Annotated in this window: 13 protein-coding genes; 8 read left to right on the top strand and 5 right to left on the bottom strand. The window is 68.0% G+C overall.

Annotation, left to right across the window (positions count from 1 at the left end; genetic code table 11):
• Positions 1 to 22: 22 nt before the first annotated feature.
• The 4 genes from ACQPYM_RS29170 to ACQPYM_RS29155 all read left to right on the top strand — a co-directional run bounded on the left by ACQPYM_RS29170 (position 23) and on the right by ACQPYM_RS29155 (position 3,781).
• Positions 23 to 1,114: a branched-chain amino acid aminotransferase gene (locus ACQPYM_RS29170; protein ID WP_433006738.1), complete on the top strand. Its 1,092-nt coding sequence runs from the start codon at positions 23 to 25 to the stop codon at positions 1,112 to 1,114.
• Positions 1,115 to 1,255: 141 nt separating this feature from the next.
• Positions 1,256 to 1,657, top strand: coding sequence for a hypothetical protein (locus ACQPYM_RS29165; protein ID WP_433006735.1), 402 nt, complete (start codon positions 1,256 to 1,258; stop codon positions 1,655 to 1,657).
• 229 nt (positions 1,658 to 1,886) lie between these two features.
• Entirely contained in the window at positions 1,887 to 3,476 is a 1,590-nt protein-coding gene (gene cimA, locus ACQPYM_RS29160; RefSeq protein WP_433006732.1) for a citramalate synthase, read from the top strand.
• Entirely contained in the window at positions 3,473 to 3,781 is a 309-nt protein-coding gene (locus ACQPYM_RS29155) for a hypothetical protein (RefSeq protein ID WP_433006729.1), read from the top strand. The genes cimA and ACQPYM_RS29155 overlap by 4 nt, the downstream gene beginning before the upstream one ends.
• Here the strand turns inward: ACQPYM_RS29155 and ACQPYM_RS29150 are convergent.
• Genes ACQPYM_RS29150 through ACQPYM_RS29140 form a run of 3 tightly spaced genes read right to left on the bottom strand, consistent with a single transcriptional unit; the run spans position 3,738 to position 6,840 of the window.
• Positions 3,738 to 4,988, bottom strand: a complete 1,251-nt coding sequence (locus ACQPYM_RS29150; RefSeq protein WP_433006726.1) for an MGH1-like glycoside hydrolase domain-containing protein — start codon at positions 4,986 to 4,988, stop codon at positions 3,738 to 3,740. The genes ACQPYM_RS29155 and ACQPYM_RS29150 overlap by 44 nt on opposite strands.
• The gene (locus tag ACQPYM_RS29145; protein ID WP_433006723.1) at positions 4,985 to 5,788 is read right to left on the bottom strand and encodes a sugar phosphate isomerase/epimerase family protein; all 804 of its coding nucleotides are present in this window, start codon (positions 5,786 to 5,788) and stop codon (positions 4,985 to 4,987) included. The genes ACQPYM_RS29150 and ACQPYM_RS29145 overlap by 4 nt, the downstream gene beginning before the upstream one ends.
• The gene (locus tag ACQPYM_RS29140) at positions 5,788 to 6,840 is read right to left on the bottom strand and encodes a zinc-dependent alcohol dehydrogenase (RefSeq protein ID WP_433006720.1); all 1,053 of its coding nucleotides are present in this window, start codon (positions 6,838 to 6,840) and stop codon (positions 5,788 to 5,790) included. Before ACQPYM_RS29140 ends, ACQPYM_RS29145 begins: the two co-directional genes overlap by 1 nt.
• An 86-nt stretch (positions 6,841 to 6,926) precedes the next feature.
• Between ACQPYM_RS29140 and ACQPYM_RS29135 the strand changes: the two genes are divergently transcribed.
• The 4 genes from ACQPYM_RS29135 to ACQPYM_RS29120 are packed head-to-tail and all read left to right on the top strand — an operon-like array spanning position 6,927 to position 11,325.
• Positions 6,927 to 8,318 carry an ABC transporter substrate-binding protein gene (locus tag ACQPYM_RS29135; protein WP_433006717.1) on the top strand — a complete coding sequence of 464 codons (1,392 nt, stop codon included), beginning with the start codon at positions 6,927 to 6,929 and terminating at the stop codon, positions 8,316 to 8,318.
• A gap of 7 nt (positions 8,319 to 8,325) precedes the next feature.
• Complete coding sequence (locus ACQPYM_RS29130; RefSeq protein WP_433006714.1) at positions 8,326 to 9,318, top strand: carbohydrate ABC transporter permease; 993 nt, start codon at positions 8,326 to 8,328, stop codon at positions 9,316 to 9,318.
• Positions 9,315 to 10,181, top strand: a complete 867-nt coding sequence (locus ACQPYM_RS29125) for a carbohydrate ABC transporter permease (RefSeq protein WP_433006711.1) — start codon at positions 9,315 to 9,317, stop codon at positions 10,179 to 10,181. Before ACQPYM_RS29130 ends, ACQPYM_RS29125 begins: the two co-directional genes overlap by 4 nt.
• The gene (locus ACQPYM_RS29120; protein WP_433006709.1) at positions 10,162 to 11,325 is read left to right on the top strand and encodes an ROK family protein; all 1,164 of its coding nucleotides are present in this window, start codon (positions 10,162 to 10,164) and stop codon (positions 11,323 to 11,325) included. The genes ACQPYM_RS29125 and ACQPYM_RS29120 overlap by 20 nt, the downstream gene beginning before the upstream one ends.
• Here ACQPYM_RS29120 and ACQPYM_RS29115 read toward each other — a convergent pair.
• Positions 11,322 to 12,407 (bottom strand): epoxide hydrolase family protein, encoded by a 1,086-nt coding sequence (locus tag ACQPYM_RS29115; protein WP_433006706.1) that lies wholly within the window; start codon positions 12,405 to 12,407, stop codon positions 11,322 to 11,324. The genes ACQPYM_RS29120 and ACQPYM_RS29115 overlap by 4 nt on opposite strands.
• A gap of 187 nt (positions 12,408 to 12,594) precedes the next feature.
• Positions 12,595 to 13,974 carry a hypothetical protein gene (locus tag ACQPYM_RS29110; protein WP_433006703.1) on the bottom strand — a complete coding sequence of 460 codons (1,380 nt, stop codon included), beginning with the start codon at positions 13,972 to 13,974 and terminating at the stop codon, positions 12,595 to 12,597.
• Between the last annotated feature and the right edge of the window lie 91 nt (positions 13,975 to 14,065).

The raw sequence follows: 14,065 nt of genomic DNA, 5'->3' as shown, positions 1-14,065 counted from the left end.
CGCCAAGAGGTACGGTGCGGATATGAGCGCGGATTTGCAGTTCACCGTTGAGCCAAACACCCAACCGGCCAGCGACGACCAGCGCGCCCAGATCCTGGCGAACCCAGGATTCGGGCAGCACTTCTCCGACCACATGGCGATCGCCACCTGGACTTCGGAGTTCGGCTGGCACGACGCGAGGATCACCGCCTTCGGGCCGCTGGAGCTGTCTCCGGCGACCTCGGTGTTCCACTACGCCCAGACCATCTTCGAGGGGATGAAGGCCTACCGGCATCCCGACGACTCGATCCACATGTTCCGTCCCGAGGCGAACGCGACGCGGTTCAACCGCTCCGCCCGGCGGCTCGCGCTGCCGGAACTGCCCGAGCCGGTCTTCCTGGACTCGCTGCACAAGCTGATCGAGCTGGACAAGGCCTGGGTCCCCAGCGGTGGTGAGACCTCTTTGTACCTGCGGCCGTTCATGTTCGGCTCGGACCCGTTCCTCGGTGTCCGTCCGTCGGCCCAGGTGACGTACTGCGCGATCGCCTCCCCGGCCGGCTCGTACTTCGCCAAGGGCGTGAAGCCGGTCCGGATCTGGCTCAGCGAGGAGTACACCCGGGCAGCCCCCGGCGGCACCGGCGCCGCCAAGACCGGCGGCAACTACGCTTCGTCGCTGCTCGCGCAGGCCGAGGCGATCGAGAACGGCTGCGACCAGGTCGCCTTCCTCGACGCGGTCGAGAAGAAGTGGGTCGAGGAGCTCGGCGGGATGAACCTGTACTTCGTCCTCGACGACGGCTCGGTGGTCACACCGGAGCTGTCCGGCACGATCCTCGAGGGCATCACCCGCGACTCGATCCTGAAGCTGGTCACCGATCTGGGCCACACCGTCACCGAGCGCAAGATCTCGATCGACGAGTGGCGCGAGGGCGCCGCGTCCGGGCGGATCCAGGAGGTGTTCGCCTGTGGCACGGCCGCGGTGATCACGCCGGTCGCCTCGCTGAAGTGGCGCGGCGGCGAGATCCAGGTGGCCGACGGCGAGGGTGGCAAGGTCACCGCCGCCATCCGCACCGCTCTGCTGGACCTCCAGTACGGCCGGGCCGCCGACCCGCACGGCTGGATGACCAAGGTCTGCTGAAACCGACAGCGAACGAGCGCCCGGAAACCTCACGGTTCTCCGGGCGCTCGGCTTGTGGCGTGAGTTCACAGGGTCCTCTCAGCCGTCCGGGCCGGCGGTTGGATAGGGTCGGAGAACCGTTTCCAAGCTGAGGGCGAGGGTATGAGCAACAGCTTTCCGGACGAGGTCGAGGCGTACTACGCGGAGCTGGCCGAGCAGCGCGGCTGGCAGCCGGAGACCGTGCAGGCGTATCGCGCCTCGGTCGAGCTGATCCGCGACCTCGACCGTGGCACCGCCGCCCGGACCTACGGGGCACGCGCCGACGAGTACGGGACGGACTGGTTGTTCGAGGCGGTCTGGCACGAGCGCGAGTGGGTGGTCGTCCGGCAGCTGCAGGTCGGCGAGGACGGCACCGTACTGCGGTACTGGTGGCAGCGGCTCGAGGACGAGGACGGCGCGCTGACCGAGCAGGGCCTGGACCGGGACGAGTGGGGCTTGCGGGAGCTCAGCCGGGAGGACTTCTACACCGCCTGGGACGACCCGGGCTGGTCCCTCACCGCCTGATTCAGTACTCCGCCACGCTCCGTAGTACTGGCTGACGTACTGGATGTTCGCGTTTCGAGACAATCGGCGGGGCCGGTGGATTCCTGTGGCAGACTGCGAAATGTCATGAAGAGCTACCAGATCATTATCGACTAGCGCGCTCAGCAAGCAGCACCTGAGCGCGCAGACCTCTCGCATCGTGCGGGGGGTTTTTTGTTTGCCTGAAGCCCGTACTTCGGAAGGCGATTTCGTGAGCACTAGCGACGATTTCCACGTCTACGACACCACTCTGCGCGACGGCGCGCAGCAGGAGGGTCTGGCGTTGTCCGTGGCCGACAAGATCGCCATCGCGCATCACCTCGACGACCTGGGCGTGGGCTTCATCGAGGGCGGCTGGCCGGGCGCGGTGCCCAAGGACACCGAGTTCTTCCAGCGGGCGCGGACCGAACTGAACCTGCGGCACGCGACCTTCGCGGCGTTCGGCGCGACCTGCAGGCCCGGTACGCCGGCCGCCGACGACCAGCAGGTCGCCGCGCTGCGTGACTCGGGCGCCGGGGTCGTCACGTTGGTTGCCAAGAGCCACGATGCGCACGTCGAGCGCGCGCTGCGGACCTCACTGGACGAGAACCTGCGGATGGTCGCCGACACCGTCAAACACCTCCGCGAGCACGGCCTGCGGGTCTTCCTCGACACCGAGCACTTCTTCGACGGCTACCGCTCCAACCGCGCCTACGCGCTGGAGGTCGTACGGGTCTCCGCTGAAGCCGGCGCGGATGTGGTCGCGCTTTGCGACACCAACGGTGGCACGCTGCCCCGCGAACTACAGGACATCGTCCGCGACGTCCTGGAGACGACCGGCGCGCGGCTCGGCATCCACGCCCACAACGACGGCGGCTGCGCGGTGGCGAACTCGATCGCCGCCGTCGAGGCCGGCTGCTCACACGTCCAGGGCACGATCAACGGGTACGGCGAACGCACCGGCAATGCCGATCTCCTCGCGGTCGTGGCCAACCTCGAACTCAAGCGGGGGATGCGCCTGCTCCCGCCCGGCCGGCTGGCCGAGTCGTACCGGATCGCGCACGCGATCGCCGAAGTGACGAACGTGCCGCCGTCGACCCGGCAGCCGTACGTCGGTGTGTCCGCTTTCGCCCACAAGGCGGGACTGCACGCCAGTGCCATCAAGGTGGATCCCGACCTCTACCAGCACACGGATCCAGCCCTGGTGGGCAACGACATGAGGATGCTCGTCTCGGAGATGGCAGGCCGGGCCAGCGTCGAGCTGAAGGGCCGCGAGCTCGGTTTCGACCTCGGCAACAACCGTGACCTGGTCAGCCGGGTTACGGACCGGGTCAAGGAGATGGAATCTCGCGGCTACACGTTCGAGGCGGCGGACGCGTCCTTCGAGCTGCTGCTGACCGAGGAGGTCGACGGCCGCCGGGTGAGCTTCTTCGACGTCGAGTCGTGGCGGGTCATCACCGAGTCGCGGGCCGACGCGGAGGCGGTCTCCGAGGCCACGGTGAAGCTTGTCGCGGGTGGCGACCGCGAGATCGTCACCGGGGAGGGCAACGGTCCGGTGAACGCGCTCGACCATGCGCTGCGGACCGCGATCGAGCGCGCCTACCCGGTGGTGAAGAAGTTCGAGCTGGTCGACTACAAGGTCCGCATCCTCGACCAGGGCCACGGCACCGACGCGGTGATCAGGGTCCTGATCGAGACCACCGACGGCGAGGGTTCGTGGCTCACCGTCGGCGTCGGTCACAACATCGTCGAGGCATCCTGGGAGGCGCTGGTCGACGGCGTCACCTACGGTCTGCTTCGCCACAAGGAGGTCGTCCGATGACTGCCCTGGCAACCCTGGCTCCCCGTACTACGTCCGCTCCGGCGTACGCCGTCCCGGAGCGCGTCCTCACCGTCTTCACCGCCCAGGTGGTGGAGACCCGCGGCCTGCTGGCCCGGATCGCCGTCCAGCTGAACCCGTACGACGTCCGCGAGCTCACCCTCTGCCTGGAGACCGGCACCCTGCGCATCGTTGTCGAAGGCAACGGCTTCGACGCGGGCCGGGTGGCGGCCCGCCTCGACAAGATCATCGGCGTGCTGGAGGTCAGCTCCGCTCGAGGTCCAGTGCCAGGGCCGCTGTCCAGCTGAAGTCGCGGGCGCCGCGGGCCTCGCCGGTGTGCGGATCGACGTACTCGGCGAAGTCGGTGCCGGCGGCAAGTTTCAGGACGTCTTCGCGGAGGGCTTCGGCGAGGGCGTTCTGTTCCAGGGTGGTCAGGCCGCGGTGGATCAGCCAGGCGGTGTTGAACCAGCTCGGGCCGCGCCAGTAGCGGCCGGGCTCGAAGGCCGGACCGGTCAGGTCGTAGCTGGGGACCAGTTTGGCCTCGCCCAGGCGGAACCGCGGACCTCGCGCGGTCGCCAGGAGCTCGGTTGCTTGAGGCAATCGAGGCACGAGCAGCGGGATCAGGCCTGCGATGGTGTCGACGGCAACAAGTTCGCCGTTCGTGAGATCGCGGACGCGGAAGGTGCCGTCGGCAAACAGGCTGGCCAGCGATTCGGTCAGTTCTGCTGCGGCCTTTAGGTGCGGGCTGGGGGCGAGGGACAGGGCTGAGGCGATTGATGCGAGGGCGTGTTCCGACGCGATCAGCAGGGCGTTGAAGCAGGGGTCTTCGAGGGCGAACTCGAACGGCGTGGTGGCGTCGTCGTAGCCGTGGTCGCGATAGGTGCCGGCCAGTTGGACGTAGCGGCCGTAGTCGAGGTCGGTCGGGCGGTCGGCGTCGCTGGCGTGGTCGGTGTCCCGGCGGGTGAAGGAGTCCAGGGGTGCCGGCTCGACCCTGGCCAGGGCCGCGTCCCAGGCTGGGCTGTTGTCCATCCCGGATTCCCAGGGGTGGACGATCGCGACCAGGCCGTGACCGCCGAGATCCCGGCGGGTGCGGAGGTAGGCGTGCCAGGCGACCAGCTTGGGGTAGACGCGCGGCAGGAAGTTCCGGCGTACGGACTCTTCGGGGGCGGCCTCGTGGGTGAGCCAGGCGGCGAGGGCGTGTACCGGGGGCTGGATGATGCCTGAGGTTTCGACGCCGCCGGAGGTCGTTGCCTGCCAGAAGTCGGGGCCGGGGAAGTAGGCGTCGCGGGCAACGGACGGCGAGAAGCTGATGTGCGGGATGCGGCCGTCGGACCATTGGGAGCCGAGCAGCGACTCGAGTTCGATCTGGGCTCGGCGGGGGGAGAGGTGGCGCAGGCCGATCGCGATGAAGGCCGAGTCCCAGCTCCACTGATGCGGGTACAGCGAATGCGAGGGCACGGTCGAGTGGCCGGTCCAGTTGCCGAACAGGACTCGCGCGGCGGCGGATCTGATCACAGGTACCGCCGGACGACGGAGGGGATGGAGCGGACGGCGTCGCTGGCGTCCCCGCTGAGGCGGCACTCGACGGCGAGGTAGCGGTGGTAGCCGATGGCATCGAGTGCGCCGAGGAACGCGGGCCAGTCGAGGTGGCCGGCGCCGGGTTGCAGGCGGTTGGAGTCGCTCAGCTGGACGTGACCGATGTAGGGGGCGGCGGCAACGATCGCGGCGGAGGGATCGGTCTCCTCGATGTTCATGTGGTAGCTGTCGATGCCGATCCGGACGGAATCCAGGCCGACTTCCTGGATCAGTTCGACGGCCTGCTCGAGGCGGTTGACCATGTGGTCCTCGTAGCGGTTCAACGGCTCGAGGAACAGCTCGACACCTTCCGCGGCCGCGTGCTCGCCGAGTTGCCGGAGGCCGTCCAGCAGGACCTCGCGATCACCGGCCTCGTCGCGCGGCGGCTCGAAGGGTGGCAGCCGGCGGGAGAACATCCCGTACGACGCCGGCGTCTGCGCGCCGAGGCCGCCGAGCTCGGCGATCACCGAGAGCTGCGACTTCATCTGGACCAGCGCATCCGCGCGCTGATCGTTGTCGAAGGCACCGAAGAAGTGCAGCATGTCGACGCAGACGGTCGGCATCACGACCCCGTCGGCCAGCGCTTTGCGGAGTTCCGGCAGGCGGTCGCGGAACGACAGGTCGCCCTTGCCGCGCAACTCGATCGCGTCGTACCCGGCGGCGACGGCGAAGTCCCACTTCTCCTGGAGGGTGTCTCCGGGCAGGAGTTGTTCCTGGCAGGCGAGCTTCATTTCGGTCATCAGAACTCCAGCAGTACTTGCAGGGCGTCACCGGGACGCGTGTCGAGCAGGGTGTAGGCGTCGGCCGCGTTGTCGATCGGAACGCGGTGACTGATCAGCGGCTCGACGTCGACGGCGCCTTGGCCGACCAAGCCGAGGAAGGTCTGCTGCAGCCGGTCAACAGACCACCGCCCACTCAGTTCCACCGGCACCCCACCAATCTGCGAGCTGATCAACTCAACCCGATTGTGATGAAACTCCTCCCCTAGCCGCAGCCCGTTCCCGTCCCCTTGATAGAAGCCCGAGGCAACAACTCGCCCGCCCACGCCGACAGCCCGGATCGCCTCGTGGAGAGCCGCATACACCCCGCTCAGCTCAATAACAGCATCAGCTCCGACGCCTTCGGCGCCGGAGCTGGAAGGGGAAGGGGTGAAAGCGCGGATGTGTTCGGCGGCTGTTCCGGGGGTGAACGAGGTGAGGGCGCCGTAGGTCAGCGACATGGCGCGGCGGGATTCGACTGCGTCGACTGTGACTACTTGGGCGCCGCTGAGGGTTGCCAGGCGGGTGGCTAGGAGGCCGATGACGCCCTGGCCGAAGATGGCGATGAGTTCGCCGAGGTTGATGCGGGCGGACAGGATGGCGTTGAAGGCGATGGCGCCTACTCGGGCGAAGGCGGCTGAGGAGAGGGTGACGCCGGGCGGGAGTTGGTGGCCTAGGAGCTTCTCGGCCGGGAGGACTGCTTCGCTGCGGTGGCCCCAGATGCCCCAGACCTCGTCGCCTTCGGCCAGGCCGGTGACGCCCTCGCCGACCTCGCTCACCACGCCTGTCTCGGAGTAGCCCCAGCCGACGACTGGGAAGGCCACGCCCGCCTCGGCGTCGCGGAAGATCCGGGCCTCCGGGTCCCAGGTGCGGGTCAGGTACGGGTTCGTGCCGCGGTACGCCGTCAGTTCGGTGCCGGCCGAGATTCCGGAGAAGGCGGTCCGGACGCGGACGTGGCCCGGCGGCAGCGCCTCGGGCTGGAACTCCACCACCTCCGCCTGACGGGGAGCGGTGAACTGGACAACACGAGCCACGGGAAACCTCCAGAACGAGACTTAGGTCTTGTCAAAATACAATAGTCCTGATGTTATGCGTGATGTCAGCCCCCTGAGGAGGATGCATGTCACGTTTGGTCAGGGCACTCTCCGCCGCGAGCGCGCTCCTGCTGACCGCTGGACTCCTGGTGTCCTGCGGTAACGATTCCCAAGCCGGCGACCAGCGCAGCATCACCGTGTGGTCGCTCGAGAATGTCTCCGGGCGGCTGGAGACCACCCGCGACATCGTCAAGAAGTTCACCGCCGCCACCGGGATCGAAGTGAAACTGGTCGGCATCGACGAACCCCAGCTGCCCCAACTGGTGATGGCCGCAGCTGCCGCCGGCAAGCTGCCCGACGTGATCGGCTCCGTCCCGCTCGCCGCCGTGCAGCAGTTGTCCAGCAACGGCCTGCTCAACCCCGATGCCGCCAAGCAGGTGGTCCAGCGGCTCGGCGACAAGACGTTCAACCCCCGCGCGCTCGACCTGACGCGCGCCCGCGACCAGCAACTCGCAGTACCGTCGGATGGCTGGACGCAGTTGCTCTACTACCGCAAGGACCTGTTCGCCGCGGCCGGGTTGCCCGCGCCCACGACGTACGAGGCGATCGAGAACGCCGCGCGGGCCCTGAACCGCGGAGGCGTCGCCGGTATCTCGCTGGCCACCGATCCCGCCGATCCGTTCACCCAACAGAGTTTCGAGCATCTCGCGCTGGCGAACAACTGCCAGTTGGTCGATGCCGAAGACAAGGTCAGCCTCGGCAGTCCCGCCTGCAAGCGTTCCTTCGGCTTTTACGGTGACCTGGCAACGAAGTACTCCGCGGCCGGTACCCAGACCGTCGACTCCACCCGGGCCGGGTACTTCGCGGGCAAGTCCGCGATGGTGGTCTGGTCCTCGTTCCTGCTGGACGAGCTCGCCGGTCTGCGGGAGGACGCGTTGCCGAGCTGCGAGCAGTGCGCGAAGGACAAGGGCTGGCTGGCTCGCAACACGGGCGTGGTCACCGCAGTACAGGGTCCAGATGGCAAGGCGCCCGCACAGTTCGGAGAGCTGAACAGCTGGGTGGTGACGAAGACGGCGAAGGCCGGTCCCTCCGAGCAGTTCGTCCAGTACCTGTTGGACGAGGGCTACGAACAGTGGTTCGGGATGGCGGCCGAGGGCAAGTTCCCAATCCGCCCGGGGACGGCCACTGACCCGGAGAAGTTCGAGAAGGCCTGGGACAAGGCCGACATCGGTGTCGACACCCGCAAGCCGCTCGCGTCGATCTATCCCGCGCCGTTGATCGAAGAGTTGCGGCAAGGGCTCGGCAAGATGCAGCGCTGGGGTATCGCGGAGGGGCAAGGCGCGCTGGTCGGCGCCACCCTCGGCGAGCTTCCGGTGCCGAAGGCAATCAGCGCAATGGCCAGCGGCCAGGTCGACGCCGACGAGGCCGCCGAACAGGCGGCCGACGACGTGACCTCGATCCAGGGTTCGCTCGGGTGAGGCAGAGATGACAACTGTGACGCAAAGACCCTCGGCGGCCGAGCCGGAGCCCGTGAACCGGGCGCCCAAGCGGCGGAACACCCTGCGGGGGCAGGAGAACAGGGCCGGCCTCACGCTGGTCTCGCCGACCTTCCTGATCGTGCTGGTCGTGGTGGTGCTGCCGATCCTGTGGACGGTCGTGCTCGCCTTCCAGAACGTCCGGCTGGTCGACATCCAGAGCCAGGGCCTGTTCGGCAACTGGACGCTGCGCAACCTGGACCGGGTCTTCAGCTCGCCCGGCTTCTGGTCCTCGCTGTGGACGACCGTCGTCTACACCATCGGCTCGACGCTCGGATCGATCCTGGTCGGCCTGATCGCCGCGCTGGCGCTGCGCAAACCGTTCCGCGGCCGCTTCCTGATCCGTGGCGCCATGCTTCTCCCGTACGTCGCTCCGGTGGTGGCCGTCGCGTTCGTGTGGCAGGTCCTGCTCAGCCCCGATCTCGGGGTGGTGAACCACTGGGGTGTGAACGTGTTCGGCTGGGACCGGCCGATCGCGTTCCTGACCCAGCGCTCGTACGAGGTGGCCGGCGTACCGGTGCCGATGGCGCTGCTGACCGTGATCGGGTTCGAGATCTGGCGGTACTTCCCGTTCGCGTTCCTGTTCCTGCTGGCCCGGTTGCAGGCGGTGCCGGCGGTGCTGGAGGAGGCGGCTGTGGTCGACGGGACGACGCCCTGGCAGCGGTTCCGGTTCATCCTGTTGCCGCAACTGCTGCCGGTGATCGCGCTGCTGTCGGTGTTGCGGTTCATCATGACCTTCAACAAGTTCGATGACGTCTACCTGCTGACCGGGGGAGGAGCGGGCACCGACGTCGTCGCGGTACGGGTCTATCGGTTCCTGACGGCGCGGTTCGATGTCGGGCTGGCGTCGGCGCAGGCCGTAGTACTGGCGGCTGTTCTGATCGTCCTGCTCGGCCTGTACTTCAAGTTCTTCGGTCGCCGGGTGCAGGAGGAGCAGTCATGAGTCGGGCCGCGTTCCAGGACAAGTTCTTCGGCATCATGCGCTGGGTGGTGATCGCCGGCCTGGTGGTGGCGACGCTCTTTCCCTTCTACTACATGCTGCTGCTGTCGGTGAAGCCGATCGACAACCTGCTGCTGGACCCAGGCCGGATCTGGGTGTCGGCCAGTGAGTTCACGGTCGACTCCTACCGGTCGGTGCTGACGTCGGTGGAGAACGGCGGTCAGGGCTTCCTGCTGATGCTGCGGAACTCGGCGCTGGTCTCACTCGGCGCCGTGCTGCTTACCTTGCTGGTCGCGATCCCCGGTGCCTATGCGGTCAGCCGGTTGCGGTTCACCGGGCAGCGCAAGGTCAGCGCGCTCTTCCTCGGTGTGTACCTGTTCCCGGCCACGCTGCTCGCGGTGCCGCTGTTCGTGATGTTCGCCAAGGCCGGGCTGCAGGGCAGTCTGGTCGGGCTGATCATCGTCTACATCGCGCAGACAGTGCCGGTGGCGATCTACATGCTGCGCAGCTACTTCACCACCGTGCCGATCAGTGTCGAGGAGGCGGCCGCGCTGGACGGGCTGTCGCGGCTGCAGATCGTCCGGCGCATCGTGCTGCCGCTCGCAGCGCCGTCGGTGATGGCGACGGGGTTGTACGTCTTCATGATCGCGTGGAACGAATTCCTGTTCGCGCTCCTCTTCCTTGCTGCGGAGCCGTCGCACTGGACGGTCTCGCTCGGCCTGCAGCAGCTCGCGAACGGGGTGGAGGTGCCGAAGACAGTACTGATGGCAGGATCCGTAGTACTGACGTTGCCGGTGGTACTCATGTTCTACGGCGCGGAGCGGATGCTGACGGAGGGTTTGACGAGTGGCGCAGACAAGAGCTGACGGGACTTCGGCAGGGCAACTGCTGCACCTTGTCCGGACCGGCCAGGCCGGGACGCGGGGCGAGTTGCAGCAGCTGTCCGGCCTGTCCCGCTCGACTCTGGGCCTCCGTCTGGAAGGCCTGCTCCGCAATGGCTGGCTGGTCGAAGCGGGCTCGACGGTGTCCACCGGCGGCCGTCCACCGACCGTACTGCGGTTCGACGCGAGCCACGGGGTTGTCCTCGCGGCCGACCTGGACACTCGGCACGCGCGGGCGGCCGTGCTGGACCTTGCCGGTGAGGTGCTCGCGGAGAAGTCTGGCGAGCTGGTGGTTGCGGACGGGCCCGCGGTCGTGCTCGACACGATCGCGGACTGGTTCATCGAGTTGCTGGCGACGGCGGGGCGGTCGGTGGACGAGGTCGCGGGGATCGGGTTGTCGGTGCCCGGTCCGGTCGAGTTCGACACCGGGCTGGTGATCCGGCCGCCGATCATGCCGGGCTGGGACGAGTACTCGATTCGCGAGCACCTCGGGCGAAGGTTCGACGTACCGGTGTTCGTCGACAACGATGCGAACGCGATGGCGCTGGGTGAGCAGGCCGCCGGGTATCCGGACTGTCCCGCGTTCGTGCTGGTCAAGGTGTCGACCGGGATCGGGGCCGGGGTGGTGATCGACGGATCGGTGTTCCGGGGGATCGACGGGGGAGCGGGCGATATCGGGCATATCCGGGTGCGCGACGCGGGCGACGCGAAGTGTCAGTGTGGGTCGCTGGGGTGTCTGGCGGCGGTCGCCAGTGGTGGTGCGCTCGCCGGTGCGCTGTCGGATCTCGGGGTGACGGCTCGGTCGGGTGCTGACGTTCGTGAGCTGATCGCGGCGGGTCAGCCGGACGCGTTGCGGCTGGCGCGCGAGGCGGGGCGGCGAGTCGGCGAAGTGCTGGCGACCGTGATCAGCGTGCTCAATCCTGGGGTGCTGATGATTGCCGGCGACTTGGCTGATCAGCACTTTGTCACTGGCGTGCATGAGGTGCTCTACCAGTCGACGTTGCCGCGGGCGACCCGTCACCTCGAAGTCGTGACAGGCCGGCTCGCGGACCGCGCCGCCTTGCGGGGCATCGGCCGCTTGGTGGTGGACGAGGTCTACTCACCGGCCTCTGTCGACGCGAGGCTCTAGCTCTCGAGTTGCCGGAAGAAGGCGATGATGTCTGCGGCCAGGGCGTCGGGGACCTCGAGGGCGGAGAAGTGACCGCCGTGCTCGAACTCGGTCCACCGGACCACGTTGTGCACATACTCGGTGTGAGCCCGGACAGCCTTCGTGATGTCGTGCGGCAGGACGACGATGCCGAGGGGTGCCGGGCTGACCGGCGAGGCGCCGCCAGTGGTCTCCTTGGTCAGCCGGGCCGCCGATCCCGCGGTAGCGGTCAACCAGTACAGCGACACGGTCGTCAGCAGATGGTCGATGGAGATGTCGGATTCCGGGTCGGTCCACTCGGTGAACTTCTCCGCGATCCAGGCGAGCTGGCCGACGGGGGAGTCGGTCAGCGCGTACGCGATCGTCTGCGGTCGCGTCGCCTGCAGCGCCTGGTACGCCGGCCGGTTCGCGATCAGCTCCTTGATCCGGGCCAGCCGCCGGGTGTCCTCCTCGTCGAGCTCGAACGTGACGCCTGGCGGTGGCGGGCCGGGCAGGTAGGTCACGTGAGCCCCGACCACGCTCTCCGGTGCCGCGACGGCCAGGGCGCGGGAGATCCCCGATCCGAAGTCGCCGCCGTGCGCGCCGTACCGGTCGTAGCCGAGTCGCTCCATCAGCACGGCCCAGGCCCGCGCGACCCGGTCGACGCCCCAACCCGTCTCGTGCGTCGGCCCGGAGAAGCCGAAGCCCGGGATGGACGGGATCACCAGGTGGAACTCGGCCGACAACGGCTCGATCACGTCCAGGAACTCCAAGTACGAGCCCGGCCAGCCGTGGCTCAGGATCAACGGCAGAGCATCTTCCTTGGCCGACCGGATGTGGACGAAATGAACCCGCTGCCCGTCGATCTCGGTCGTGTACTGCGGCAGCTCGTTCAGCCGGGCTTCCTGCTTGCGCCAGTCGTACGTCGTCCGCCAGTACTCGGCCAGCTCCTTCACCCGGCCGAGCGGGATGCCGTAGTCCCATCCGACGCCGGGCAGCTCCTCCGGCCAGCGCGTCCGGGTAAGGCGATCGGTCAGGTCGTCGAGGTCGGCCTGCGGAACGTCGATGGTGAACGGCGAGATCATGACAGCTCCTATCGTTGGTGCAGCCAACAATAGCCGAGAATCGTTGGTCGCGCCAACAATATGTGTCGCGGACCGCCGCCACTCACAAAGCTCAGGTGCCCGGCTCCTGGTGGAGCCGGGCAGGCGTGGGATGAGTGCGCCGGGGGAGGCGGAGCAGGTTTGTGAGTGGGGGCGGTCCGGGGGCTCGCTAGTTCTTGCGGAGGACGGTGATGCGGTCGCCGAGTTGGGCTGCGGGGCCGGCGAATTCGACTCGCTGGTTGGTGTCGGAGGTGGTGAGTTCGCCGCGGCCGGTGCCGTCGGTGATCCAGGTGTAGCGGTTGCTCTTGGCTCCTACTGCGTCGACCACCGTGGTCCGCGCGATCGCCGTGTCGCTCGAGTACCGCGCGATGGTCAGCTCGACCGTCTGGCCGCGTCCCTCGAGGTCCACCAACTTGCCGGTGAGGGTGTCGGCCACTGCCCAGGCCTTGACCTTGTGGTCACGATCGCGCTCCTCGACCGCGACGTAGCGCCCGCCGACCCGGCCGTCGTACCAGTTCACGGACCAGCGGGCGACGAGGGGCACCTCCCGCACCTCGCCGGTCTCGGGATCGAGGTAGACAGCTCTCCTGTCGTACAGCGCCCGCGCTTTGCCGTCGACGACGTCCAGGAGCTCCTGGCTGTTCGAGCGTCCGAACTCGGCCTGCCAGGATCGACCGCCCGCGAGCGGAGTGCCGGTGGCCAGCCGGCGGCCGTTCTTCGCGTAGCCGAAGTCGATGAAGCTCTTGCCCGCGACAACGAAGTCGTTGCCCGTGGCCCGCAGTGTCGCGGCCACCCGGCCGGTCTGTACGTCGAGCACGGTGGCCGGCGCGGTCCGGCCGCTGCCGCGGATGACGACCCAGTCGGACCGGGATACCCAACGCCGTGGGTTGTAGGAGCTTTGCCCGCCCGACCCCGCGCTCACCTCGCCGGCGTGCGTCCACACCTTCCTGCCGGTCGTGACCTCGATGCCCGTCGTCGTCTCGTTGTCGCTGAACACCACGATGTCGCCGTTGGTGGTGAAGGGTTCCTGCTGTCCGACGTCCTGGTTCCAGCGGGTGTTGCCGTCGGCAATCGAGATGACCCCGGCCTGGTTGGTCCGCTGCGAGCTGTCGCTGTCGCTGAAGAGGAGGACGGAATCCTCACCCAACTGTTGCGACCGGACACTGCCCGAGCCGCCGAAACTCTTCTTCCACACCTCGTCACCATCGGCGATCGCGCGGCCTTGCACCGCGTGAGTCTGCCGGTTCAGCGTGACCGCCAGCTTGTCGTCGGCCGCGATCAGCAGGGTGTCCTCCCCTGCTTTCCAGCCGGCCGACGTGACCGGCGGAATGCGGACCACGAGTACGCCGGCCGCGACTATGGCGACGGCGGCAACCACCGCCGCGGTTCGTAGTACGGGCCTGGACCGCAAGGAGGCAACGATCAGCGCGACCGCCGCGATCACCAAGGCGGCGATCCATGCGTACCAGCCCCAGTCGAAGGCGATCGTCAGGGCTGCGGCAACGATTGCGACCGCAAGAACGGCGAATGCCGCAGTTCTCTTGGGCATCTGGATCCTCGCTGGAGGCTGTGAGTGGAACCGCAAGCATGCCAAACCGGAGGTCCGGGGAACGGTGGCGGGCCGGGCCCCGGACGCTCGC

The sequence above is a fragment of the Kribbella sp. CA-294648 genome (genome assembly GCF_050943845.1).
Lineage (GTDB): Bacteria > Actinomycetota > Actinomycetes > Propionibacteriales > Kribbellaceae > Kribbella.
The sequence above is the reverse complement of the archived record's forward strand: the minus strand, read 5'-3'. Positions and strand labels throughout refer to the sequence as shown.